25 protein-coding genes are annotated in these 24,375 nt (G+C 69.0%); 15 read left to right on the forward strand and 10 right to left on the reverse strand.

Annotated elements, in window-relative coordinates:
• The first annotated feature begins 87 nt into the window (after window positions 1-87).
• The 7 genes from PARN5_RS0117110 to PARN5_RS0117140 all read left to right on the forward strand — a co-directional run bounded on the left by PARN5_RS0117110 (window position 88) and on the right by PARN5_RS0117140 (window position 8,135).
• Window positions 88-1,116 (forward strand): ATP-binding cassette domain-containing protein, encoded by a 1,029-nt coding sequence (locus PARN5_RS0117110; RefSeq protein WP_026155530.1) that lies wholly within the window; start codon window positions 88-90, stop codon window positions 1,114-1,116.
• Entirely contained in the window at window positions 1,113-3,050 is a 1,938-nt protein-coding gene (locus PARN5_RS0117115; RefSeq protein WP_018000993.1) for an ABC transporter permease subunit, read from the forward strand. Before PARN5_RS0117110 ends, PARN5_RS0117115 begins: the two co-directional genes overlap by 4 nt.
• 126 nt (window positions 3,051-3,176) lie before the next feature.
• Entirely contained in the window at window positions 3,177-4,310 is a 1,134-nt protein-coding gene (locus PARN5_RS0117120) for a carboxylate-amine ligase (RefSeq protein ID WP_018000994.1), read from the forward strand.
• A 171-nt stretch (window positions 4,311-4,481) separates the two neighbouring features.
• Window positions 4,482-5,126: a CerR family C-terminal domain-containing protein gene (locus tag PARN5_RS0117125; RefSeq protein WP_018000995.1), complete on the forward strand. Its 645-nt coding sequence runs from the start codon at window positions 4,482-4,484 to the stop codon at window positions 5,124-5,126.
• The gene (locus PARN5_RS0117130; protein WP_018000996.1) at window positions 5,123-6,079 is read left to right on the forward strand and encodes an HlyD family efflux transporter periplasmic adaptor subunit; all 957 of its coding nucleotides are present in this window, start codon (window positions 5,123-5,125) and stop codon (window positions 6,077-6,079) included. Before PARN5_RS0117125 ends, PARN5_RS0117130 begins: the two co-directional genes overlap by 4 nt.
• On the forward strand, window positions 6,076-7,002 hold the full coding sequence (locus PARN5_RS0117135) for an ABC transporter ATP-binding protein (RefSeq protein WP_018000997.1): 927 nt from the start codon (window positions 6,076-6,078) through the stop codon (window positions 7,000-7,002). The genes PARN5_RS0117130 and PARN5_RS0117135 overlap by 4 nt, the downstream gene beginning before the upstream one ends.
• Window positions 6,999-8,135 (forward strand): ABC transporter permease, encoded by a 1,137-nt coding sequence (locus tag PARN5_RS0117140; protein ID WP_018000998.1) that lies wholly within the window; start codon window positions 6,999-7,001, stop codon window positions 8,133-8,135. Before PARN5_RS0117135 ends, PARN5_RS0117140 begins: the two co-directional genes overlap by 4 nt.
• A gap of 56 nt (window positions 8,136-8,191) precedes the next feature.
• Here PARN5_RS0117140 and PARN5_RS0117145 read toward each other — a convergent pair whose 3' ends face one another.
• Entirely contained in the window at window positions 8,192-8,410 is a 219-nt protein-coding gene (locus PARN5_RS0117145; protein WP_276269732.1) for an amidohydrolase family protein, read from the reverse strand.
• A gap of 26 nt (window positions 8,411-8,436) precedes the next feature.
• Here PARN5_RS0117145 and PARN5_RS22520 point away from each other — a divergent pair, with 26 nt between their 5' ends.
• Window positions 8,437-8,814: a GNAT family N-acetyltransferase gene (locus PARN5_RS22520; protein ID WP_018001000.1), complete on the forward strand. Its 378-nt coding sequence runs from the start codon at window positions 8,437-8,439 to the stop codon at window positions 8,812-8,814.
• A 100-nt stretch (window positions 8,815-8,914) separates the two neighbouring features.
• Here PARN5_RS22520 and PARN5_RS0117155 read toward each other — a convergent pair whose 3' ends face one another.
• Window positions 8,915-9,643, reverse strand: coding sequence for a response regulator (locus PARN5_RS0117155; RefSeq protein ID WP_018001001.1), 729 nt, complete (start codon window positions 9,641-9,643; stop codon window positions 8,915-8,917).
• 136 nt (window positions 9,644-9,779) lie between these two features.
• Here PARN5_RS0117155 and mce point away from each other — a divergent pair, with 136 nt between their 5' ends.
• Together mce and PARN5_RS0117165 are read left to right on the forward strand one after the other, a co-directional pair.
• Window positions 9,780-10,184, forward strand: coding sequence for a methylmalonyl-CoA epimerase (mce, locus tag PARN5_RS0117160; protein WP_026155531.1), 405 nt, complete (start codon window positions 9,780-9,782; stop codon window positions 10,182-10,184).
• A complete protein-coding gene (locus tag PARN5_RS0117165; protein WP_018001003.1) occupies window positions 10,184-10,444 on the forward strand; it encodes a DUF1467 family protein in 261 nt (86 codons plus the stop codon). Before mce ends, PARN5_RS0117165 begins: the two co-directional genes overlap by 1 nt.
• On the opposite strand, the gene PARN5_RS0117170 is transcribed toward PARN5_RS0117165, so the two are convergent.
• Entirely contained in the window at window positions 10,410-11,111 is a 702-nt protein-coding gene (locus PARN5_RS0117170; protein ID WP_018001004.1) for an EI24 domain-containing protein, read from the reverse strand. The two genes, PARN5_RS0117165 and PARN5_RS0117170, sit on opposite strands and share 35 nt — an antisense overlap.
• Window positions 11,111-11,677 (reverse strand): nitroreductase family protein, encoded by a 567-nt coding sequence (locus PARN5_RS0117175; protein ID WP_018001005.1) that lies wholly within the window; start codon window positions 11,675-11,677, stop codon window positions 11,111-11,113. The genes PARN5_RS0117170 and PARN5_RS0117175 overlap by 1 nt, the downstream gene beginning before the upstream one ends.
• Before the next feature lie 101 nt (window positions 11,678-11,778).
• On the opposite strand from PARN5_RS0117175, the gene PARN5_RS0117180 reads away from it, so the two are divergent.
• Window positions 11,779-12,027 (forward strand): DUF167 domain-containing protein, encoded by a 249-nt coding sequence (locus tag PARN5_RS0117180; RefSeq protein ID WP_018001006.1) that lies wholly within the window; start codon window positions 11,779-11,781, stop codon window positions 12,025-12,027.
• On the opposite strand, the gene PARN5_RS0117185 is transcribed toward PARN5_RS0117180, so the two are convergent.
• Complete coding sequence (locus tag PARN5_RS0117185) at window positions 12,024-12,275, reverse strand: hypothetical protein (protein ID WP_018001007.1); 252 nt, start codon at window positions 12,273-12,275, stop codon at window positions 12,024-12,026. The genes PARN5_RS0117180 and PARN5_RS0117185 overlap by 4 nt on opposite strands.
• Before the next feature lie 130 nt (window positions 12,276-12,405).
• Here PARN5_RS0117185 and PARN5_RS0117190 point away from each other — a divergent pair, with 130 nt between their 5' ends.
• Window positions 12,406-13,158 (forward strand): M48 family metalloprotease, encoded by a 753-nt coding sequence (locus PARN5_RS0117190; RefSeq protein WP_018001008.1) that lies wholly within the window; start codon window positions 12,406-12,408, stop codon window positions 13,156-13,158.
• A gap of 240 nt (window positions 13,159-13,398) precedes the next feature.
• Window positions 13,399-13,740, forward strand: a complete 342-nt coding sequence (locus PARN5_RS0117195) for a hypothetical protein (protein ID WP_026155532.1) — start codon at window positions 13,399-13,401, stop codon at window positions 13,738-13,740.
• A gap of 6 nt (window positions 13,741-13,746) precedes the next feature.
• On the opposite strand, the gene ilvN is transcribed toward PARN5_RS0117195, so the two are convergent.
• The 3 genes from ilvN to PARN5_RS0117210 all read right to left on the reverse strand — a co-directional run bounded on the left by ilvN (window position 13,747) and on the right by PARN5_RS0117210 (window position 17,091).
• Window positions 13,747-14,307, reverse strand: coding sequence for an acetolactate synthase small subunit (ilvN, locus tag PARN5_RS0117200; RefSeq protein ID WP_018001010.1), 561 nt, complete (start codon window positions 14,305-14,307; stop codon window positions 13,747-13,749).
• Between the two features lie 22 nt (window positions 14,308-14,329).
• Window positions 14,330-16,084 carry an acetolactate synthase 3 large subunit gene (locus PARN5_RS0117205; RefSeq protein WP_026155533.1) on the reverse strand — a complete coding sequence of 585 codons (1,755 nt, stop codon included), beginning with the start codon at window positions 16,082-16,084 and terminating at the stop codon, window positions 14,330-14,332.
• A 167-nt stretch (window positions 16,085-16,251) separates the two neighbouring features.
• A complete protein-coding gene (locus tag PARN5_RS0117210; protein WP_018001012.1) occupies window positions 16,252-17,091 on the reverse strand; it encodes an arginyltransferase in 840 nt (279 codons plus the stop codon).
• A gap of 217 nt (window positions 17,092-17,308) precedes the next feature.
• Here PARN5_RS0117210 and PARN5_RS0117215 point away from each other — a divergent pair, with 217 nt between their 5' ends.
• Window positions 17,309-20,110, forward strand: coding sequence for a glutamine-synthetase adenylyltransferase (locus PARN5_RS0117215; RefSeq protein ID WP_018001013.1), 2,802 nt, complete (start codon window positions 17,309-17,311; stop codon window positions 20,108-20,110).
• Between the two features lie 266 nt (window positions 20,111-20,376).
• Here the strand turns inward: PARN5_RS0117215 and PARN5_RS0117220 are convergent, their stop codons facing one another.
• Both PARN5_RS0117220 and carA read right to left on the reverse strand, forming a co-directional pair.
• Entirely contained in the window at window positions 20,377-22,470 is a 2,094-nt protein-coding gene (locus PARN5_RS0117220) for a glycosyltransferase (protein WP_018001014.1), read from the reverse strand.
• A gap of 101 nt (window positions 22,471-22,571) precedes the next feature.
• Complete coding sequence (gene carA / locus PARN5_RS0117225; RefSeq protein ID WP_018001015.1) at window positions 22,572-23,720, reverse strand: glutamine-hydrolyzing carbamoyl-phosphate synthase small subunit; 1,149 nt, start codon at window positions 23,718-23,720, stop codon at window positions 22,572-22,574.
• A 167-nt stretch (window positions 23,721-23,887) separates the two neighbouring features.
• Here carA and PARN5_RS0117230 point away from each other — a divergent pair, with 167 nt between their 5' ends.
• Window positions 23,888-24,352 carry a GatB/YqeY domain-containing protein gene (locus PARN5_RS0117230; RefSeq protein WP_026155534.1) on the forward strand — a complete coding sequence of 155 codons (465 nt, stop codon included), beginning with the start codon at window positions 23,888-23,890 and terminating at the stop codon, window positions 24,350-24,352.
• Window positions 24,353-24,375: the final 23 nt, after the last annotated feature.

Consider the following 24,375-nt stretch of genomic DNA (forward strand, 5'->3'; position numbering starts at 1 on the left):
CGCAAGGGCCCGGCCTTTGCCCCGCCGTCACCCCGGCCCGGCCAGCACGGCACGGCCCCGGATGGAACCGTCACCGCCGGAGGCCCGATGAACCAGCGCGATGCCGTGATCGACTGCCGAAACGTCTGGAAGGTGTTCGGCCCGCGTCCCGACCAGGTGCAGGCGCTGCTGGCCCGCAATCCCTCGGCCGAGGCATTGCGCGCGGCGGGCTGCGTCGCCGCCGTGCGCGACGTCAGCCTGACCATTCCGCGCGGCGAGATGCTGGTGGTGATGGGCCTGTCCGGCTCGGGCAAGTCCACGCTGGTGCGCTGCATGTCGCGGCTGCTGGACATCTCGGCCGGGCAGGTGGCGGTCGAGGGGCAGGACATCGGCTCGCTGACCGAGACCCAGCTGATCGAGCTGCGCCGCCGCCGCATGGGCATGGTGTTCCAGAGCTTCGGCCTGCTGCCGCATCGCAACGTGCTGGAGAACGTGGCCTTTCCGCTGGAGATGCGCGGCCAGCCCCGCGCCGCCCGCATCGCCCGCGCCCGCGAGATGCTGGAGCTGGTCGGCCTGACCGGCCGCGAGGAGCATTTCCCGCGCGAACTGTCGGGCGGCCAGCAGCAGCGCGTCGGCATCGCCCGCAGCCTGGCGATCGAGCCGGCGATCTGGTTCCTGGACGAGCCCTTCTCGGCGCTGGACCCGCTGATCCGTCGCGAGATGCAGGACGAATTCCTGCGGCTGAAGGGCACGCTGGACAAGACCATCGTCTTCATCACCCATGATTTCGACGAGGCGCTGCGGCTTGCCGACCGCATCGCCATCATGAAGGACGGCGCGGTCGAGCAATGCGACACGCCGGACCGCATCGTCATGGCGCCGGCGACGCCCTATGTCGCCAAGTTCACCGCCCAGATCGACCGCGCCCGCGTGGTGCGGCTGGCGGCGCTGGCGTCCCCGGCGGCGGGCGACGTGCACGGCGCGGCGCTGCCGGGGGATGCGGTGCTGCATGACATGGCCCGCGCCATCCTGGCCGACCCGCGGCCGCAGATCCCGGTCGCGGCGGCGGACGGCAGCCTGCTCGGGCTGCTCGACCGGCAGGCGGCGACCGACCTGATCCTGGGGGACCGGCCATGAGCGGGGCAAGGGCGGCGCGCCCGGCGCAGGCGGCCTGGATCCTGGCCGGCCTGGCGCTGGCGCTGGTGCTGGCCAAGCCGCTGCTGCCGGCCGGGCTGGTCAGGCCGCCGGACTGGCTGGTGCTGCCCTTTGCCGGCTGGATCAATGCGGTCTTCGATTTCCTGCGCGACGACCTGGGGCTGATCCACGTCACCCGCGCCTTCGCCGGCGCGGTCGAGGCGGCGCTGGATACCACGGCGAACCTGCTTTACGGCCGCTCGCGCTGGCCGCATCTGGGCCCGATCCCCTGGGTGGTCGTCGCCGTCACCATGGCCATGGCAGGCTATGCCCTGCGCGGCTGGCGGCTGGCGGCCCTGACCGGCGGCACCTTCGTCTGGATCGCCGTCATGGGCCAGTGGAAATGGGCGATGGAGACGCTGTCGGTAATCGCCGTCGCCACCCCGGTCGCGGTGGCGCTGGGGCTGGGCCTTGGCATCATGGGCTGGCGCTGGCCCCGGTTCGAGCGGGTGCTGAACCCGGTCCTGAACCTGGCGCAGTCGCTGCCGCATTTCGCCTATATGATCCCGGTCGTGGTCTTTGTCGGCGTCGGCCCCAAGTCCGGCGCCATCGTCACCATCATCTTCTCGGTGCCGCCGATGATCCGCATGACCATGCTGGGCCTGCGCCGCGTCGCGCCCGAGATCATCGAGGCCGGGCAGATGGCCGGCGCCAACCGCTGGCAGGTGATGACGCGGGTGCGCCTGCCCGCCGCGCGGACCGAGATCCTGATCGGCGTCAACCAGGTCATCATGCAGTCGCTGGCCATGGTCGTGCTGGCCTCGTTCATCGGCATGCCGGGGCTGGGGCAGAAGCTGCTGCAACTGTTGCAGGCGCTGAAGATCGGCCTGTCCTTCGAGATCGGCATCACCATCGTGCTGCTGGCCGTGGCGCTGGATCGGCTGTCCAAGGCCTGGGCGCTGCACCAGCCTGCCCATGCCGAGGCCAGCGCCGGCTGGGTCGCGCGGCACCGGCTGCTGCTGGTCTGGTTCGGCCTGGTGCTGGCGGGGTTCCTGCTGGCCCGCGCCGTGCCCTATTTCCACGTCGTCGAGCGCAGCCAGGCGCTCAGCATCGCCGGCCCCATCGACGCGGTGATGGACATGCTGCTGGGCGTGGTGCGGCCGCTGACCGACTGGCTGCGGTGGTTCCTGATCACCTGGGTGCTGATCCCCTTGCGCGACGCGATCCTGTGGTTGCCCTTCGTCGGCGTGCTGCTGGCGCTGGCGGCCCTGGGCTGGCGCATCGGCGGCGCCCGCTCGGCGCTGGTCTGCCTGGGCTTCATCCTGCCCATCGCGCTGTCGGGCTGGTGGGACCGGGCGATGATCACCGTCTATACCGTCGGCACGGCGGTGGCGCTGGCGCTGCTGATCGGCCTGCCGCTGGGCATCTGGGCCGCCGGGCGCGAGACCCGGGCCAAGGCGGTGCTGCTGGCCTGCGACACGTTCCAGACCTTTCCCAGCTTCATCTACCTGATCCCGGTGGTGATGCTGTTCGGCGTCAACGACGTGGCAGTGGTCGCGGCGGTGGTGGTCTTTGCCGCCGTGCCGCTGGTGCGCTATACCGTCGAGGGCCTGCGCAACGTCCCGCCCGAGACCGTCGAGGCCGCCGAGATGAGCGGCGCCACCCGGCGCCAGCTGCTCTGGTCGGTGCGCCTGCCCCTGGCCCTGCCGACGCTGATGGTCGGGCTGAACCAGTCGGTGATGTTCGCGCTGTTCATGGTCATCATCGCCGCCTTCATCGGCACGCAGGACCTGGGGCAGGAGATGCAGCGGGCGCTCTCGGCCACCGATGTCGGCAAGGGGCTGGTGCTGGGGCTGGCCGTCGCCTTCATGGGGCTGATGGTCGATCACCTGCTGATGCGCTGGTCGGCGGCGCGTCGCGCGGTGCTGCATGGCTGATCGCCCACCGCTCCGGTGACGGGGTGTTCGCAAAGCTCGGCGCCGGCCGGACGGTCGTTCCGTGGAACATCGCCCGGCCGGCAGCGTTGACCCGGCGAACTGCAATCGACCCGCCGGGAGGGCCGCATGGGCTGCGACATGGACTTCACTCTCGGCATCGAGGAGGAATACCTGCTGGTCGATGCCGAGACCGGCGATCTGGCCGAGGCGCCCGATGCCCTGATGCAGGCCTGCCGGCGCGAACTCGGCGATCATGTCAGCCCGGAATTCCTGCGCTGCCAGATCGAGGTCGCGACGCCGGTCGCCACGGACATCACGGATGCGCGGCGGCAGCTGACGCGGCTGCGCCGGACCGTGGCGGATCAGGCCTCCGGTTTCGGGCTGGCGCCGATCTCGGTCGCCTGCCATCCCTTCGCGGACTGGCGCGACCAGGACCACACGGACAAGAGCCGCTACAACCAGCTGTCGCAAGAGATGGGCGGCGTGGCCCGGCGGATGCTGATCGGCGGCATGCATGTGCATGTCGGAATCCCCCAGGACAGCCTGCGCATCGACCTGATGAACCAGTTCTCGTATTTCCTGCCGCAGCTTCTGGCGCTGTCCGCCTCCAGCCCGTTCTGGCAGGGCGAGGATACGCGGCTCGCCTCCTATCGCACCACGGTGTTCGGCGGCTATCCCCGCACCGGGCTGCCGCCGCGGCTGGCGAGCTGGGGGGAATACGAACGCTCGGTCGAGGCGCTGACTTCGCTGGGCCTGATCGAGGACAGCAGCAAGATCTGGTGGGATCTGCGGCCCTCGTCGCGCTTCCCGACGCTGGAAACCCGGGTCTGCGATGCCTGCCCGCGCCTTGACGACACCCTGACGCTGACCGCGCTGATCCAGGCGAGCTTGCGCATGCTGTGGCGGCTGTCGCGGCGGAACATGCGCTGGCGGCAATACGACAATTTCCTCTTGGCCGAGAACCGCTGGCGGGCCGCCCGCTATGGGTTGACCGAAGGGCTGATCGACTTTGGCGAGAACCGCCTGAAGCCTGCTGCCGAGATGGCCGAGGACTGGCTGGAACTGATCGGCGAGGATGCGGATGCGCTCGACAGCCAGCCCGCTGCGGCGCGGCTGCGCGCCCTGGTGGCAGAGGGCAATTCCGCGGAACGCCAACGCGCGGTGCATGCCGCGGCCATGAACGCCGGCGCGACGCGAGAGGAAGCCCTTGTCACGGTTGTGAAGGCGCTGATCGCGGAGTTCCGCGAGGGGCTGGACTGACGGCGGCACCGGCCCGGCAGCACTTGCCGATGTGCATCCGCTGGTGATCCGGCGGCCAGTATCTTGCGGCACGGCGGGTCCCGCGCCCGGGGGTTGGGCAGGGCGGTGCAGAACTGCGCCCGGCACGAGCGTCGCGCTTGAATTTAATCAATCGATTGATTACAATTACCCATGATCGAGATTCCGGACAAGCCGCCCGAAGGGGCGCAGAAGGCGCTGATCGAGGCAGGCTTGCTGCTCTTCGGTCAGAAGGGGTTCGATGCGACCTCCACGCGCGAACTGGCCGCCAAGGCCGGGGTGAACCTGGCGCTGATCGCCTATCACTTCGGCGGCAAGGACGGCCTGCGCCGCGCCGTCGTCGGCGAAGTGGCGCGGCGGCTGATGGCGATCGCGGGGGCGCCGCGATCCGCCGAGGGGCTGACCCCGGCGGCGGCGCTCCGGCGCCTGCAGATCATGCTGCGCGGGGTCGCGACCTTCATCGGCAGCGCCCCCGAGGCCGGGCCGATGGTGAATTTCGCGCTGACGGAACTCAGCCGCGGCGGTCCGACCACCGAGCTGATCTATGAATGCTTCATCGGCCCGAAGCACACGGAGCTTTCCGAGCTTTGGGCGATCGCCAGCGGCACGGATCCCGACAGCGAGCAGGTGAAGCTCTCGATCTTTGCCATGATCGGCCAGGTGCTGTATTTCCGGCTCGGCCGCGAGATCGTCATGCGCAGGATGGATTGGCCGACCATCGGCCCGGCCGAGGCAGGCCGGATCGGCGATGTGATCGCCGAAAACCTGCGGCTTCTGACACAGGGGGGCCCGCGATGAGCCTGACGATCTGCTCGGTCCCGCTGCTGTCGGCGCTGTTCGCCTCCTGCGCGCCGCCGCTGCCCTTTGCCACCGGCTATGTCGAGGGGGAATATGTCCTGGTCGCCCCGGTCGAGACGGTCGAGATCGCCACGCTGCTCGTCGCCCGGGGGGATCATCTCGAGACGGGCGCCCCGCTGGTGGAACTCGACCGGGCGGCCGCGGAGATCGCCCTTGCCGAGGCCGAGGCGAATCTGGCCCGCGCCGAGGCGGAGCTTGCCGACCTGCGCCTTGGCAAGCGCCCCGAGGAGATCGCGGTGATCGAGGCCGCGCTGGTCTCGGCGCGCGCGCAAGCCGCGGAAGCCAGGCGCACGGCCGTCCGGCTCGCCAGCCTGGCGGACAAAGGCAGCGCCACCCAGACGCAGCGCGAGGATGCCGCGACCGCCGCCGAGATCGCCGCGGCGCGGGTGGCCGAGATCGAGGCCGATCTGGCGGTGGCAAGGCTGCCGGCCCGCCCGCATGCCATAGCCGCCGCCGAAGCCGGCCGCGCCGCCGCCCGGGCGGAACGCGACCGGGCCGTCTGGGCCTTGTCGAAGCGCAGCCTGGCGGCTCCCGCCACGGGGACCGTCTACGACATCATCCGCACGGCGGGCGAGATCGCGGGACCGGCGCAGCCGGTGCTGTCCTTCCTGCCGGATGGCGCGGTGAAGCTGCGGCTCTACATGCCCGCGGCGCATGCGGCGGCGATCGCGGTCGGCTCGTCCGTCGCCGTCCGCTGCGACGGCTGCCCGGAGGGGCTGGCGGCGACGGTCACCTATGTCGCCGATGCCCCGGAGTTCACGCCGCCGGTGATCTATTCGCTCGAGAACCGGCAGAAGCTCGTCTACCTCGTCGAGGCCCGCCCGACGGGCGCGAGCCCCAGCCTCAAGCCGGGGCAGATCGTCGATGTCCTGTTGCCCGGGGCGGCGGAATGACCGAAGAGCCCGCCATCGCCGTCACCGGCCTGGTGAAGATCTTCGGCAACCGCCGCGTCGTCGACGGCGTATCGCTGCGGGTCGAACGCGGCGAGATCGCGGGTTTCCTGGGGCCGAACGGCTCGGGCAAGACGACGACCATCCGCATGATGTGCGGCCTTCTGACCCCCGACGCGGGCGAGGGCCGGGTGCTGGGCTTCGACATCCGGCGCCAGGGACGGCGGATCAAGCGCGAGGTCGGCTACATGACGCAGCGCTTTTCCTTCTACGAGGATCTGACCATCGCGGAGAACCTCTCCTTCGTCGCCGGCCTTTACGGCCTGACCCCTGCGCGGCGGATCGTGCGCGACACGCTCGAGGATCTGGGGCTGTCCGGCCGCCGCGATCAACTGGCCGGATCGCTGTCGGGCGGCTGGAAGCAGCGGCTGGCGCTGGCCGCCTGCATCATGCACCGGCCGCGGCTTCTGATGCTGGACGAGCCCACGGCGGGCGTCGATCCCCTGGCCCGGCGGATGTTCTGGGACGAAATCCACGCCCGTTCTGCCGAGGGGCTGACGGTGCTGGTCTCGACCCATTACATGGACGAGGCCGAGCGCTGCCACCGCATCAACTACATCGCCAACGGCCGGCTGATCGCGGCGGGCAAGGTCGCCGATGTCGTGGCGGGGGCGGGCCTGACCACCGTGGTGCTGGCAGGTCCGAACACCGCCGAGGCCGCGCGCCGCCTGAAGGGCAGGCCGGGGGTCGAGCAGGTCGCCTCCTTCGGCACCACGCTGCATGTCGTCGGCCGGGACGCGGCCGCGCTGCGGCAATCGGCCGAGGCGGTGGCGCGCGAGACCGGCACCACCATGCACCCCGCCGAGACCATGCTGGAGGACGTGTTCATCCAGCTCATGGCGGCTTCCGAGGACGCTGTGCGATGAGCCGGTTCTTTTCGCTGACGCGGCTCTTCGCGCTTCTCAGGAAGGAGGTGATCCAGCTGCGGCGCGACCGGATCACCTTTGCAATGATGCTGGGCGTGCCGCTGATGCAGCTTCTGCTTTTCGGCTTTGCGATCAATTCGGACCCGAAGCAGCTTCCCGCGGCGCTGGTCGCGCCGGTGCAGGACCGCTTCAGCCGCGCCATCGTCTCCGCGCTGGAACTGACCGACTATTACCGCTTCACCTCGCCCGGCGTCTCGGCGGCCGAGGCCGAGCGTCTGCTGGCACGAGGCGCGGTCTCCTTCGTCGTGACGCTGCCGTCGGATTTCGGGCGGCGCGTGCTGCGCGGCGACCATCCCGTCATGCTGATCGAAGCCGATGCGACGGACCCCGCCGTCGCCTCGGGCGCTGTCTCGACGCTTGGCACGGTGGCAGCCGAGGCCCTGCAACGCGAGCTTGGCACCGAGGCGCAGGCGGGCGCTGCCCGCGACACGCAGTTGCAGGTCCTGGTGCATCGCCGCTACAACCCCGAAGGCATCACCGCCTATAACATCGTGCCGGGCCTGCTGGGCGTCATCCTGCAACTGACCATGGTGATGATGACGGCCATGGCCCTGACCCGCGAGATCGAGCGCGGCACGATGGAGAACCTGCTGTCGATGCCCGCGACGCCGCTCGAGATCATGCTGGGCAAGATGCTGCCCTATCTCGGGGTCAGCGCGGTGCAGGTGCTGGTGGTCCTGGTCGCCGCGCGGGCGCTGTTCCATGTGCCTTTCATCGGCTCGCTGGCCCTGCTTCTGGGCGGCATCCTGATCTTCGTGATGGCGCTTCTGGTCCTGGGCTATCTCATCTCGACCGTGGCGCGCACGCAGATGCAGGCCATGCAGCTGACGTTCTTCTTTTTCCTGCCCTCGATCATGCTGTCGGGCTTCATGTTCCCCTTCCGCGGCATGCCCGGCTGGGCGCGGGCGTTGGGCGAGATCTTTCCGCTCACGCATTTCCTGCGCTTCATCCGGGCGGTCATGCTGAAGGGCGCGGGCTACGAGGCCGTGGCGCAGCCTCTCGCCGCGCTTGCACTCTTCGCGATCACGCTGATGCTGGTCGCGCTGCTGAGGTTCCGGCAGACGCTGGACTGAGGAAGGCGGCAGTTGCGGGTGCACATCGCCTCGACGATCACTGCCGGTCCGCGCTGTCAGCCCGACAGGCCGGCATCGTGGATGATACGGCCGCCGCAGATCGTCAGGACCACGCCCAGATCGGGGATCGCGGCCGGGTCCGAGGCCTCGATGTCGCCGCCCAGCATCACCAGATCGGCTGCCAGGCCAGGCCGCAGCGTTCCCGTGACATGGTCGCGGTGCGCGGCCCAGGCACCGCCCGCCGTATAGGCGCGGAGCACCTGCATCAGGGACAGCCGCTCGTCGCGGGCGCTTCATCAACATGGCGGCGGACGACCTGCCGCTGCATTTCTGGCGCAAGACGGTCGGCCCCGAGGGCGATCCCTGGGCCTTGGGACAAGAGCGCGCGGCGCGCGAGACGGGGAATTTTTCCTATCGCAACGCCTGGCTGGCCGAGGTCGACGGTGCCGTCGCCGCCTGCCTGCTCGGCTATGCCGCCGAGGCGGCGCCCGGCCCGATCGACCCGGATACGCTGCCGCTCTTCGTGCCGCTGCTGCAACTCGAGGCCTTGGCGCCGGGGTCGTGGTATCTGAACGTCCTGGCCACCTGCGAAAGTTTTCGCGGCAGGGGATTGGGCAGCGCCTTGCTGGCGCATGCCGAAATCATAGCCCCGCGGCCGGTCATGCCAGCATCAGCCTGATCGCCGAGGACACGCATCCCTCCGCGCCTTGGCTGACAGCTGCCGGGGAACCTGACCTGGGCAGCGAAAGCCGCATCGGTACGACGGGTGGCCCGGCCCTTCAGATGCGGACCGCCGCCAGCCGATCCTGCACCAGCCCGCTGATGCGCGCCAGATCCATCGCCAGCGCCCGGCCCTCGGCGTGGTCGCGCGCCAGTGCCGTCGCCGCGTCCTCGAGCATGCGGTCATGGGCCGAGCGTGCCACGCCGGCCAGGAAGCGGGCGATATACTCGATCGCTTCGGTATCGTCGGCCTGCGACAGGGCGTCCGCGGCATGGCTGAGATCGGCGCGCAACGCCACCGGGTCGGCGGCGATCACGTCGTCGGGCAGCAGTCGCAGCCCCTGCGGCCGCGCCTCGACCGGCAGGGCCGACAGGATCGCGTGCTGGAACACCGCCAGGCTTTCGATCGGCTTGACCAGGAAGCCGTCGGCCCCGGCCTGCATCGCGGCCTCGCGATTGTCGGGGTCGCCCGAGATGCCCAGGATCACCGGGACGCGCGGCAGCGCGCCGGCGATGGCGCGGATCATGTCGGCGCCGTTGCCGTCGGGCAGGCCCATGTCGATGATGACTGCGCCGGGCCGGTAGGTCTGGAGATGCCGCAGGGCCGCGCGGATGCTGTCGGCCCGACGGATGCGTGCGCCGGAGCGCAGGCACAGCAGGCGCACCGCCTCGGAGGCGATACGCGAATCCTCGACCACCAGCACCGTCAGGCCGGTCAGCGGGCGGTTGGGCAGGGTGACCCGCCAGGTGGGGAATTCTTCCTCACCGATTCTGTCCTGTTCCGTCATCGCTAAAATCCTTACCGAGAATCATCTTCCAGCTTCAGGATTGCGCGATTCTCCTAAGAAGGCGTTAACGCCCGCGTCTTTTCCTTTCCCCTGTCGCCGGTCCGGCCTAGAAGGGCGGGAAATGACGGAGGACCAGATGATCGGACGCCTGAACCATGTCGCCATTGCCGTGCCGGACCTGCAGGCCGCGGCCGCGCAATATGAAAACAGCCTGGGTGCCAAGGTCGGCGCGCCGCAGGACGAGCCCGACCACGGCGTGACCGTGGTCTTCATCGAACTGCCGAACACCAAGATCGAGCTGCTGTATCCCCTGGGCGAGGACAGTCCGATCAAGGGCTTCCTGGACAAGAACCCCTCGGGCGGCATCCATCATATGTGCTTCGAGGTCGAGGACATCCTGGCCGCCCGCGACAAGCTGAAAGCCGAAGGCGCCCGCGTGCTGGGCAATGGCGAGCCCAAGATCGGCGCCCATGGCAAGCCGGTGCTGTTCCTGCATCCCAAGGATTTCAACGGCTGCCTGATCGAACTGGAGCAGGTCTGATGAGCCTGACCGGCGGCATCGTCCTTTATTCGGTGCTGTGGTTTCTGGTGCTGTTCGTGCTGCTGCCGATCGGCCAGAAAAGCCAGGCCGACGTGGGGCAGGTGACGCCGGGCACGCCGGCCGGCGCGCCGCATGAGCCCAAGCTGAAGAAAAAGCTGATCTGGGCGACGCTGATCGCGGCGCTGATCTGGGCCGCGATCGCCTATGTCATCATCGCCGGCATCGTCACCCGCGCCGATCTCGAGGCCTGGACGCGCTGATGTGGTAAAGGTGGGTGAAGCCCGCCGCCGCCAGCACCGGCACCACCACGTTCAGCACCGGCACCGTCAGCAGAAGCGCGATCAGCACCCCCAGCGCCGTGGCCTGCACCGACAGGCTGCGGCGCAGTTCGGTCGCCTGCGGTTCGTGCAGGTGGCGCCGCGCGGCCATCTGGAAGAACTCGCGGCCCAGAAGCCAGCCGTTGCCGCCATAGAACAGCAGCGAGGCGAGCGGCCCCAGCAGCGGCGTCAGCAGCAGCGTGACCAGCGTGACCAGGATCACCGCGCCCATCACCGCCAGCGATTCCCAGAGCCCGTCCCAGAAATCCACCGGCAGGCCCTTGCTGGCGGGATAATGGGTCTCTTCGACCGCCTCCGAGACCCGCTCGGCGAAAAGCCCCGAGAAGCCGGCCGCGACCGGCGCCATCAGGAAGATGCTCATCAGCGGGAACAGCAGCAGCGAGCTCCAGGACAGGGCAGGGGCCAGCGGCACGGTGCCGATCCAGGGCAGGGTCAGGCTCTCGGGCGCGAAATGGCCGGCGGCCCAGAAGATCAGCGCCTGCAAACCCACGAACAAGAGCAGCGTCAGCCCGACGCCAAGCGCCACCACGCCGAAGATGCGCGGGCGCGCGAGATCGCCCCAAGCCAGGAACAGCGCCTTGAGCACCATCACAGGAACGTCGTCTTGGCCGCCACGTCGGGGCGCGGCCGGTCGGGGGGCGTGGCGCCGCGCTGGCCGATATGGATCAGGCCGACGATGCGCTCATGCGCGCCAAGGCCCAGATGCGCGCGGGCGAAGTCGGGCTCGGCCGCCGGTCCGGTCAGCCAGGCCGCGCCATAGCCCGCGGCCAGCGCCGCGTTCAGCAGTTCCAGGCAGACCGCCCCGGCCGAGAGGAACTGCTCCCATTCCGGCACCTTGGGGCTGTCGACCGGCGCCGAGACCACCGCGACGATCACCGGCGACGCAAAGGCCGAGCGCGCCTTCTCGGCCGCCGCCGCGTCGCCGCCCCGGGCCGTGACCTCCTCGGCCAGCAGCGGGGCCAGCCGGTCCAGCGTGGCGCGCTCCAGCACCACGAAGCGCCAGGGCTCCAGCTTGCCGTGGTCGGGGACGCGCGCGGCAAGCTCCAGCAGGTTCATCAGCTCGTGCCGGTCCGGTGCGGGGCCGGTCAGCAGCTTCGGCGGGTGCGAGCGGCGCTGGCGCAGAAAGGCCAGGGTGGCGGGGTCGGTGTGCTGCATGGCGGATCTCCGGTGCGCGCTTTTGCCCTTCAGATAGCCACGCAGGCCGGCCGGCGCCAGTCGGGATTGCCTTTTTCGCCGCGCGGCGCTTGATAAGGCGCATGACCGACCTTCGCCATCTTGCCCGGCCCGGGGCCGAAATCGCCGTGCGGGTGACGCCGCGCGCCTCGCGCAATGCGGTGGTGCTGGACGGCGAGACGATCCGCGTCCTGGTGACCGTCGTGCCCGAGGACGGCAAGGCCAATGCCGCCGTGGTCAAGCTGCTGGCCAAGGCGATGGGCGTCGCCAAGACGCGGCTGGCGCTGCTGCGCGGCGCCACGTCGCGCGACAAGGTCTTCCGGCTGGACTAGCGCCGCTCCAGCCGATAGTTGCCCTCGGGCAGGTTCAGCGCGGCGCGCAATTCCTCGAGCTGCTCGATGGTCAGGACGATCTGGGCCAGCTCGCCGGTGTCGGGGTCGAATTGCTCGACCACCACGCGGTCGTCGAAGCTCTGGATCACCACATCCTCGTTCAGCGGCCGTGCGCCGGCCTCGCCCTCGGGCAATTCGTCGATCAGGGTGATGACGGTGGCGTCGAAATCGTGCTCGATGGTGAACATGCGGGCCTTTCCGGTTCAGCTTTCCTCAACAATTGCGTGATAACGCTGCAGGGGCAAGAGCGGGGCTTGGCGCCGTCGCGGGCGGGCGGCTAGAGTGGCGAAAAAGGACAAGCACGGCATGAGGCGGCAGATGGGCAGAACCTGGCAAGCGGCGGCGGCGATTCTGCTGGCCTTGGCGGGCTGCGTCGCGGCACCCGTGCCGCAGCCGGGGGCGGGCGCGACACGGCCGCTGCCCGAACTGGCCGCGCCGGCGCCGGACACGCCGGCGGGGGCCCGCGCCTCAGCCCGGGCCTTCATCGCGGTCATCAACCGGATGGAGCCGGCGGTCGAACGCGAATGCGTGGCGCGCCGCAAGCAGCCGATCAGCTGCGATTTCCAGTTCGTCGTCGACGACCGCCCCGGGTTGGAGCCGAACGCATTCCAGACCGTGGACGCGACCGGACGCCCGGTGATCGGCTTTACCCTGGCCCTGATCGGCGAGGCGCGCAATGCCGACGAACTGGCCTTCGTCGTCGGGCACGAGGCCAGCCACCACATCCTGGGCCACATCAACCGCAAGAGCAGCGCCGCCACCATGGGCGCGGTGATCCTGGGCGGGCTGGCCAGCGCCTATGGCGGCAATGCCGATGCGGTGAAGTCGGCGCAGGATTTCGGCGCCCAGTTCGGCGCCCGCTACTATTCCAAGGACTGGGAACTCGAGGCCGACTATCTGGGCGCCATCATCACGCTGAATGCCGGCTTCGATCCGCAGCACGGGGCGCAGTTCTTTGCCCGCATTCCCGACCCGGGCGACAAGATCATGGGCACGCACCCCTCGAATGTCTCGCGCATGGCGCAGGTGGCGCGGGCCGTGGGCGACTATCGCGCCGGGCGGGTGCGATAATTCCGCCGCTTGTGACATTCCCGCATCACCGGACCGTGATTGCCGAAAACGACAGGTTAACGAAACCTGCAACATTCCTGCGGTTGTGTCGCTGCTCCCGGAGGCTCATCCGCAATTTTGCCTAGGAACGTGGTGTTCCGAGCAAAAATTCGCTTTCATAGGCGAGAAACTGCCGATAGTTTCCGTTCTGGGTTGTGCGCCGTTCATGGTCACGAGCGGTTCGGGTTTTTAGGAGCTTTTATGATCGGGGTTATTCTGTGGAGCAGTCCCGCCAAGGAAAAAGCGGTGATCTGGTGCGAGGATCATGGCGCCTTGGCTTATCTTCAGGGAAAAGAAAGCCTTGTTTTTCCAGGCGATTGGCCCGAAGCGGGCGATCTGGTCGAACTTGAGATCGAGACGATCAAGGATCTGCGCCACGCGCGCAGCGTGAGCCTCGTCTCGGGCAACAAGCGTTCGGAATTGCCAAGCCTGCTGCGGGGGATCGGCGAAAAGCCCGAAATGCCGCGCCCGGTGCTGCGGGTGATCTCGAACCCCGATTCGGGATTGCACGAGCGGCCGCTGAAAATCGCGGCCGCCCGCTAGGGCGAATCAGGCGCCGCGCGCCAGCGCGGCGACCCCGGTGCGGGCCTGGTCCGACAGGCCCAGCGGCCGCATCAGATCGGCGAAGGCATCCAGCTTCTCGGACGTGCCGGTAATCTCGAAGACAAAGCTTTCCAGCGTCGAATCGACCACACTGGCGCGAAAGATCTCGGCGATTCGCAGCGCTTCGACGCGCTTCTCGCCCTTGCCCGCCACCTTGAACAGACCCAGTTCCCGCTCGACGCTGCGGCCCTCGACGGTCAGGTCGTGGACATCATGCACCGGCACGATGCGGCCAAGCTGCGCCTTGATCTGCTCGATCACCGCCGGGGTGCCGCGCGTCACGATGGTGATGCGCGAACGGTGGCCCAAGTGGTCGACCTCGGCCACGGTCAGGCTGTCGATGTTGTAGCCTCGGCCCGAGAACAGGCCGATGACCCGGGCCAGCACGCCCGGCTCGTTTTCCACCAGGACCGCCAGCGTGTGCGATTCGATGATCTCGGCATTCGGGTCGCGCAGGTCATAGGCCGAATGGCTGGATGCGCCCTTCTGGATATTCAGTGCCGCCATGTTCTTCTCGCTTTCCTAAAACTCAGACCAGGGCCGCGCCGGCGCCGGTGATGGCACCCTCGGTCGCGGCCTCGCCCAGGAGCATCTCGTTATGCGGTTTGCCCGAGGGGATCATCGGGAAGCAGTTCTCGTGCTTCTCGACCAGCACGTCCAGGATGAAGGGCCCGTCATAGTCGATCATCTCCTGGATGGCGGCGTCCAGATCGGCCGGATCCGAGACGGTGCGACCCTTGCAGCCAAAGGCCTCGGCCAGCTTCACGAAATCGGGCAGGCTTTCCGACCAGCTCTGGCTGTAGCGTTCGCCGTGAAGCAATTGCTGCCACTGCCGCACCATGCCAAGCCGTTCATTGTTCAGGATGAATTGCTTGACCGGGGCGCGGAATTGCACCGCCGTGCCCATCTCCTGCATGTTCATCAGCCAAGACGCCTCGCCGGCGACGTTGATCACCAGCGCCTCGGGATGCGCGACCTGCGCCCCGATCGAGGCCGGCAGGCCATAGCCCATCGTCCCCAACCCGCCCGAGGTCATCCAGTGGTTCGGGTCGTCGAAATGCAGGAACTGCGCCGCCCACATCTGGTGCTGGCCGACCTCGGTGGTGATATAGGGCTTCCTGGCCGCGGTCAGCGCCTGCAGCCGTTGCAGGGCGTATTGCGGCTTGATCACCTTGTCCGAGCCGCGATAGCCAAGGCAGTTCTTGGCCTTCCACTGCTCGATCTGCACCCACCATTTCCGCAGGCCCTCGGCATTGGTCTTGCGGCCGCGCGCCTTCCAGATCTTCAGCATGTCCTCGAGCACATGGCCGACGTCGCCGACGATGGGCAGGTCGACGCGGATCACCTTGTTGATCGAGCTCGGGTCGATGTCGATCTGCGCCTTGACCGAACCGGGGCTGAAATCCGCCACCCGGCCGGTGATGCGGTCGTCGAAGCGCGCCCCGACCGCGATCATCAGGTCGCAGTCGTGCATGGCCATGTTGGCCTCGTAAAGTCCGTGCATGCCCAGCATGCCGATCCATTTCCCGCCCGAGGCCGGATAGGCGCCCAGGCCCATCAGCGTCGAGGTCACCGGGAATCCGGTCGCCTCGGCCAGCTCGCGCAAGAGCTGGCTCGCGCCGGTGCCCGAGTTGATGACGCCGCCGCCGGTGTAAAGGATCGGCCGCTCGGCCGTCTCCATCAGCTCGACCAGCCGGGTGATGGTGGCCAGGTCGCCCTTCTTCGCCGGCTGATAGCTCGGCGTCTCGATCTGCTTCGGGCCGACATAGTCGCCGGTGGCGAATTGCACGTCCTTCGGGATGTCGATCAGCACCGGCCCCGGACGGCCCGAGGTGGCGATGTGGAACGCCTTGTGGATGGTCGCCGCCAGCTGGTCGGTCTCCTTCACCAGCCAGTTGTGCTTGGTGCAGGGCCGGGTGATGCCGATGGTATCGGCCTCTTGGAAGCCGTCGGTGCCGATCAGGAAGGTCGGGACCTGGCCGGTCAGTACGACGATGGGAATCGAATCCATCAGCGCATCGGTCAGGCCGGTGACCGCATTGGTCGCGCCCGGCCCCGAGGTGACCAGAACCACCCCCGGCTTGCCGGTCGAACGGGCATAGCCCTCGGCCATGTGGACCGCGCCCTGTTCGTGGCGAACCAGGATGTGCTTGATGTCGTTCTGCTGGAAGATCTCGTCATAGATGGGTAGCACCGCCCCGCCCGGATAGCCGAATACGGTGTCGACGCCCTGATCGCGCAGAGCCTCGATAACCATCCTTGCACCGGTCATTTCTCGGGACATGCCCATTCTCCATCTGTAAGACACGGCGCGGCCAGCCCGGAAGGGTCTTGCCGCGTCGCGGAAAACTATGGGGGCCGCGTGGCAGGGTCAATGCCGATTGTCCAAGAAAATGACCCCACCCGGCGAAATATTGAAATATAATTACCGAAACTGCCGCCTCTCGGTAATCATCCGCCGGCCTGGGGCAGGGTAATCCGCGCCACCTGCTCGACGATGGGGTCGATCGACAGCGGGTGGATGTCCGAACTGTGCTGCGCCGGATCGCCGATCGGCTGCCAGACGCCGCCCTTGTAGATCTCCAGCGCCGAAAACCGGGCCTTGTAGTCCATCTTGCGGCTGCCCGGCACCCAGTAGCCCAGATAGACGAAGGGCAGCCCGGCGCTGCGCGCCAGCTCGATATGGTCCAGGATGATGTGGGTGCCCAGGCTCTGCTCCTCCAGCGCCGGGTCGTAGAAGCTGTAGACGAGGCTCAGCCCGTCATCCAGCACATCGGTCAGGCAGACCGCGACCAGCCGGTCCGACCCCGGCGCCAGCGGCATCTGCCCGCCCTCATGCGCGCGATATTCGATGACGCGGGTGCGGACCGGGGTTTCCTCGATCATCGCGGCGAATTCGAAGATGTCCATGTCGGCCATGCCGCCGTCGGCGTGGCGTTGGTCCAGATAGGCGCGGAACAGCTCGTATTGTTCCTCGGTCGCCCAGGCGCTGGTCGCCAGCCGGCGCAGATGCGCGTTGCGCCGCGCCACCCGGCGCTGCGTGCGCGAGGGCTGGAACTCGGACACCCGGATGCGGGCCGACATGCAGGCGACGCAGCTTTCGCAGCTGGGCCGGTAAAGCACGTTCTGCGAGCGGCGGAAGCCCTGGCGCGACAGCGCATTGTTCAGCTCATTGGCCGAATCGCCCGCCAGCGCGGTGAACAGCTTGCGCTCGGCCCGGCCATGCAGATAGGGGCAGGGCTGCGGTGCCGTCACGTAGAACTGCGGCGCATGGGGCAGGCTGTGCCGCATCAGCCGCGCCCCCGGCGGTCGGGGCGGCCGGAATCCCGCTTTCGGTTCGCTGTGGTTTCGGCGCGCATGGGCGGCGGATCGTCTATCGATGGTTGCACTGAGCCCAGAGCCTAGCAACAGATCCCCCGCGCGCCAAGCATGGAAAACCATAAGATTTGCCGCGCCGCCTGCGGTTTTCCCGCATTGACCCGGCGGGGCCTGCGGCTAGGCTGCGGCCATGGATTTCGCCGCCCGCATCACCCGCCTGCCGCTTCCCGTCGATCCCGCCCGCGGCCAGTCCGCCTGGCAGGCAACGGGCATCCTCGACCCGCGCCTGGGCGACCTGATCCGCGGCGCCGCCGGATCGAGCCCCTATCTCGCCGGGCTGATCGGCCGCGAGGCCGACTGGCTCGCCGAGGCACTGGCGCATGAGGATGTCGTCGCGCGCGAAACGGCGGGGTTCGAGAGCCTCACTGCCGACGAACTCGGCCCGGCGCTGCGCCGCGCCAAGCGCCGGGTCGCGCTGTGGACGGCATTGGCCGACCTGGGCGGGGTCTGGCCGCTGGAACAGGTCACCGGCGCGCTGACCGAACTGGCCGACCGGGCCGCGGACCTGGCCTTGCGCGTGCATGTCGCGGCCGAACGCGCGCGCGGCAAGCTGCCCCCGACTCAGGCCGATGCCGGCGGCATCGTCGCGCTTGCCATGGGCAAGATGGGGGCGGCCGAGCTGAACTATTCCTCGGACATCGACCTGATCGTGCTTTACGACGACAGCGCCTATGCCCGCGACGACCAGCACGAGGCCCGCGCGGCGCTGATCCGCGCCACCCGCAAGGCGGCGGCGACGATTTCGGACAATACCGACCAGGGCTATGTCTTCCGCACCGACCTGCGGCTGCGGCCCGACGCCTCGGTGACGCCGGTCTGCATCTCGATCTCGGCGGCGCTCGCCTATTACGAGGCCGAGGGCCGGACCTGGGAACGCAGCGCCTATATCAAGGCGCGGCCCTGCGCGGGCGATCTGGCCGCCGGCGCTCGTTTCCTGCGCGAGCTCGAGCCCTTCGTCTGGCGCCGGCACCTGGATTTCGCCACCATCCAGGACGCGCATGACATGCGGCTGCGCATCCGCGAGCACAAGGGCCTGTCCGGCCGCATCGAGGCCGCCGGCCACAACATGAAGCTGGGCCAGGGCGGCATCCGCGAGATCGAGTTCTTCACCCAGACCCGGCAGCTGATCGCCGGCGGCCGCGACCCGGACCTGCGCGTGCGCGGCACCGTCGAAGGCTTGGCACGGCTGGCCGAAAAGGGCTGGGTTCCCGCCGATGTCGCCGCCGAACTGACCGGGCATTACCGCGAGCACCGCGAGATCGAGCACCGCATCCAGATGGTCAACGACGCCCAGACCCATTCGCTGCCGAACTCGGCCGAGGGGCTCGACACCATCGCCCGCCTGATGGGCGAGGCCGATACCGCCGCCTGGTCCCGGCGCCTGGTCGGCCGGCTGCATCGCGTCGAGGCGCTGACCGGCGAATTCTTCGCCCCCGGAGAAAGCCGCGCGCGTCCCGACCTTTCCCCCGAGGCCGAGGCCATGGTCGAGCGCTGGCGCAGCTATCCGGCCCTGCGTTCGGCGCGCGGCCGCGAGGTCTTTGCCCGCATCGAGCCCGAGCTGCTGAACCGGCTGGTCGCCGCCACCCATTCGGACGAGGCCCTGGCGCGCTTCGACGCCTTCCTGGCCGGGCTGCCCGCCGGCGTGCAGCTGTTTTCGCTTTTCGAGGCCAATCCGCAGCTGATCGACCTGATCGTCGACATCTGCGGCACCGCGCCGGCGCTGGCCGCCTATCTGGCCCGCCACCCCGAGGTGCTGGATGCGGTGCTGGGCGGCAGCTTCTTCTCGGAATGGCCGGGGGCGATCGAGCTGCGCCGCCAGCTCGATGCCATGCTGCTGGGCGTGCTTGCGGCGCCGGACGGCGGCTATGAGCGGGCGCTGGACGCGGCGCGGCGTTGGGCGCATGAATGGCAGTTCCGCACCGGCGTGCATCACCTGCGCGCGCTGATCGGTGCCGAGGAGGCCGGCGGCCAATATGCCGATATCGCCGATGCCGCGGTCGCGGCGCTGTTCCCGGTGGTCGCCGCCGAATTCGCCCGCCGGCACGGCCCGCCGCCGGGGCGCGGCGCGGTGGTGCTGGGCATGGGCTCGCTGGGCGCGCGGCAGCTGAACGCCAGTTCGGACCTGGACCTGATCGTGATCTATGACGCGGCCGGGCAGGACAGTTCCGACGGGTCCAAGCCCTTGGCGACGCGGGCCTATTACGCGCGGCTGACCCAGGCGATGATCACCGCGATCTCGGCGCCGACCTCGGCCGGGCGGCTCTACGAGGTGGACATGCGGCTGCGCCCCTCGGGTCGCCAGGGTCCGGTCGCGACCTCGGTGCAGAGTTTCCGCGACTATCAGTTGACCGAGGCCTGGACCTGGGAGCACCTGGCCCTGACCCGCGCCCGGGTGATCGGCACCTGCGGCGCCGATTCCGAGACGCTGGCCGCCGAGGTCGAGGCGCTGCGGGTCGAGGTTCTGGCGGCGCGCGGCACGGACGCCCGCGTCCTGCCCGACCTGGCCGAGATGCGGGCGCGGATCTTTGCCGCCAAGGCCCCCGACGGCGCCTGGGAGGCCAAGATCGGCCGCGGCGGGCTTCAGGACATCGAACTGCTGGCGCAGAGCTTCGCATTGCGCGCTGCCGCCCCGGCCCGCGCGGCGCTGGCGCAGTTGCGGGCCGGCCCGCGCGCGGGTCTGATCGCGGCCGATCTGGCCGGACAGCTGAGCGCGGCCCGGCGTTTCCTGTGGAATCTGCAATGCGCCGGCCGGCTGCTGACCGAAAAGGCCCTGGACATGGACAGTATCGGCAAGGGCGGGCAGGCCTTCCTGCTGCGGGAAACCGGCTGCGAGACGCTGGAGCAACTGGCCGCCCGGCTGGCTGAGACCGTCGAGACCGCCGGCAGCATCATCGACAAGGCGCTGAACCAGGACGCGGCTGCCGCCGTCTGATGCCTGCTCGCGGTGGGCGGTGGCAGCAGAAACATCCAGAGGAACGCGGCGCGAGGTGCGAGAAGCCAGCGGTCGGGGGAACCGAAATCGGCCTCGCCGAAGGCTGGTTTCCTAAGGTTGAAGCGCAGGGACGGCCGCAGGCCGACTTCCGGCTTGCGCCAACGCCCGAATCACCCGCACTGGATCATGCCTGACCACGATCCTGGCCGAAGTTGGAGCATCTCCTCCATGCTGTCGCCTCTGCGCTGACCGCCGAGAGATCCTTTTCAGGATCCTCCGATCTCACCCAGCACGGAAAGACCGGTGGCTTCTTGCGCGGGCGCGGCATGGGCCTTCACGGGCCGGGGCGAATGCGTCCCGGACAGGGCGGCCTGGCGCAGCGGCACCATGCCCAGCGTGGTGGCTGGCTTGGCAGCAGGGCTGTCCTCGGGCCCGGCCTCGAAAATGCCGTGCTGGGTCTTGTCCCAGTAGAACGGCTTCGCCACCACCTCATAGATCGCCTTCCAGGCGGCAAGGCAGCCCAGCGGGAAATACAGATGCAGCGTCGGGACCCAGGGCATCAGGTGGCGGTGCTGGCGGCCGCGCACCGCCCAGAGCCCGATGGCGATGTTCAGCAGTTCGGAGCAGACGAAGAGCGTGAAGAGGATGGCGATGGCATTGCCGCCCAGCATGCCCGACAGCACGCCGCGCATCGGATGCGGCAGCCCCAGGCTCAGGAGCCAGAAGCTCCAGAGCATCGGCGCCAGCAGATATTGCGACAGCGAGGCGAAAAGCTGCACCTGCAGCCCCAGGAAGCGCCGCGTGCCGAGGTCGCGCCACAGCCCCAACGGATCGCGCATATGCACGCCCCAGGTCATGGCGAAGCCCTTCAGCCAGCGCGAGCGCTGCTTGACCCAGGGGAGCAGGCGGCAATTGGCCTCTTCATGCGTGACGGTGTCCAGCATCTCGGTGCGATAGCCGCGCCGGGCCAGGCGCACGCCCAGGTCGGCGTCCTCGGTCACGTTCCAAGCGTCCCAAGCGCCGACCTCTTCCAGCTTGTCGCGGCGGAAGAACAGCGTCGTGCCGCCCAAGGGCACCACCAGGTCCAGCGCCGCCGCCCCGGCCAAGGTGCCGCGGAACCATGAGGCGTATTCGATGGTGAAGGCGCGCGCGAGCCAGTTGGTGCGCGGGTTGTAATAATCCAGCACGCCTTGCAGGCAGACCACATCGGGGGCGGCGAAATGGAAGCCGCGCGCGACCTTGTGCAGCTGGTCGGGCTCGGGGCGGTCCTCGGCGTCCCAGACCCCGATGATCGAGCCGCGGCAGAAGTTCAGCGCATAGTTCAGCGCCCGGGGCTTGGTGCGGATCGGGCCGTCCGGCACCTTGACCACGCGCAGCCAGCGCGGCAGCCGCGCGGTGGCCAGCGCCTCGCAGGTCACGCGGTCGGTTTCCTCGACCACCAGCAGGATGTCCATCAGCTCGCGCGGATAGTCCAGCCGCGAGAGCCGGCCGATCAGCTTGTCGGCGATATTCGCCTCGGCGAACAGCGGCACCATGACCGAGATCACCGGCAGCGGGCCGGTCATCTGCGGCCGGGCCGCCAGGCCCGCGGCCATGGCCCGTGCCGCGACTTTTTCCTTGTGGGTGCGGCGCAGGATCGCCTGGAAGGACAAGAGCTTCAGCCCCATCGAGGCGACCAGCGTCAGCACCGCCCAGGCCATCAGCGCCGAGAAGACCGCGATCGGCGCCATGACCAGCCCCAGCAGCACCAGCATCACCACCGCCACCGCCAGCCGGGCGAAGCGACGCTCGTTGCGGGTGCGGCAGCTTTCGGCGGCGGGCACCTGGGTCTCGGCCTGGCGAATCAGCGCTGTGCGGCGCAGGCCCAGGATGGCCTCGCGCGCGGCGGTTTCGGAGCAGAGCAGCATGCGCACGGTGCCGAAAGCCGCCGGCATGCGCTCGCGCAGGGCGTCGAACGCCTCGGGGCGGGCGGTGGCGACGAAGGTGACGCCGCCGACCCGGCGCCAGGGCACCAGCCCCTGCGCCAGGCAGAATTGCGCGCCCATCGCGTCGATCAGCCGCGGATCGGGCGGCAGCGCCGCCAGGTCCAGCACGCTGCTGCGCCATTGCCGCGACAGCGCCCGGGTCAGCGCCTCTTCCTGGACCCAGCCGTTCGCCAGCAGGATTTCGCCCAGCCGGGCCTGCTGGCGCCGGCGCATCACCACCGCCTTCAGCAGGTTGCGCGGGTCGACGGCGCCATCCTCGATCAGGATCTGGCCCAGCGGGCGCAGGTCGCGCGGCGCGACGACCGTGTCCGGCGCCGCCGCCGGGACGGACGGCGGCACGGGGCGAAGGGGTCTGAGAAGGGCGATGCCGGCCATGCGCGATTCCAGGGTCTGGACGTTTCCTGACCCTCTGTTGCACGCCGAGGGTTAAGAAGCCGTTAATCGCGCAGCCGGATCAGGCCGCAATCCGTCGCAACTCAGGCGCGGCGCGCGCGCATGGCCTCGGCGAAGCGGTCGAAGAGATAGGCGCTGTCCTGCGGGCCGGGGCTGGCCTCGGGGTGATACTGCACGGAAAACACCGGCTTTTCCGCCATGCGCAGCCCGCAGTTCGAGCCGTCGAACAGGCTGACATGGGTCTCGATCACGCCTTCGGGCAGGGTCTGGGCATCGACGGCGAAACCGTGGTTCATCGAGGTGATCTCGACCTTGCCGGTCTCCATGTCCTTGACGGGATGGTTGGCGCCGTGGTGGCCGTGGTTCATCTTGATGGTCTTGGCGCCCAGCGCCAGCGCCAGCATCTGGTGGCCGAGGCAGATGCCGAAGATCGGCAGGTCCTTCTCCAGCAGGTCGCGGATCATCGGCACGGCATAGGCGCCGGTCGCGGCCGGGTCGCCCGGGCCGTTCGACAGGAAGACGCCCTCGGGGTCATGCGCCAGCACCTCCTCGGCGGTGGCGGTGGCGGGCAGGACCGTCACTTCGGCGCCGCTTTGCGCCAGCGAGCGCAGGATGTTGCGCTTGGCGCCATAGTCCAGCGCCACGACCCGGAACGGCTTCTGCTCGGGGACGGAACCGAACTGGCCTGGCCATTCCCAAAGCCCCTCGTCCCAGCGATAGCTCTGCCGGGTGGTGACCTCTTTCGCTAGGTCGAGCCCGACCAGCCCCTGCCAGTCGCGGGCGCGCGCCACCATGGCGGCGATGTCGAAATTCCCCTGCGGGTCATGCGCCAGCACGACATGGGGCGAGCCTTGCTGCCGGATGGCGCGGGTCAAGCGGCGGGTGTCGATGCCGCCGATGCCGATGCGGCCACGCTTTTCCATCCACTCGACCAGATCGGCCGTGGCGCGCCAGTTCGAGGGCTCGGTCGGGTCCCATTTCACCACGATGCCCGAGGCGACGGGGTCGGCCGCCTCGTCATCCTGCGCCGTGACGCCGGTATTGCCGATATGGGGGAAGGTGAAGGTGACGATCTGGCTGGCATAGGAGGGATCGGTCATGATCTCCTGATAGCCGGTCATGGCGGTGTTGAACACCAGCTCGGCCACCACTTCCCCGGTGGCGCCGAAGCCCTGGCCGTAGAAAACGGTGCCGTCGGCAAGCGCAAGACATGCGGTCGGTTTCTGGGGCATCGTCGACTCTCCGGCTAAATCGCCGGGAACCTAGGGAAAGGGGCTGCGGGCGTCAAGGCGGAACCGCGGCCAAGGGGGCTTGCGGAACCGGGGCTGCAGGCCCAGGGTTGACGCCGGTGACCAAGCCGGGCATCCGCCCCGCGCAACCGAAAGCCAGCGAGGACATGATGGGACTGCGCGAACGCATTCTGGCCGATACCAAGGACGCGATGAAAGCCCGCGAGACGGCGCGGCTGTCGACGCTGCGGCTGATCTCGGCCGCGATCAAGGATCGCGAGATCGCCGCCCGCACCGAAGGCGGCGACGAAAGCGGGCTCAGCGAGGCCGACCTGACGGCGATCCTGTCGAAGATGGTGAAGCAGCGCCAGGAATCCGCCAAGGCCTATGAAGAGGGCGGCCGGCTGGAACTGGCCGAGGCCGAGCAGGCCGAGATCAAGGTGATCCAGGCCTACCTGCCCCGGCAGCTGGACGAGGCCGAGACCCGCGCCGCCATCGACAAGGCGATCGCCGAGCTGGGCGCCGAGTCGATCCGCGACATGGGCCGGGTGATGGCCGAGCTGCGCGCCCGCCACGCCGGGCAGATGGATTTCGGCGCCGTGGGGCCGATGGTCAAGGAACGGCTGATGAAGTGAAGGCCCGCGAATCGGGCTGCGCT

Source organism: Paracoccus sp. N5 (assembly GCF_000371965.1).
GTDB lineage: Bacteria > Pseudomonadota > Alphaproteobacteria > Rhodobacterales > Rhodobacteraceae > Paracoccus.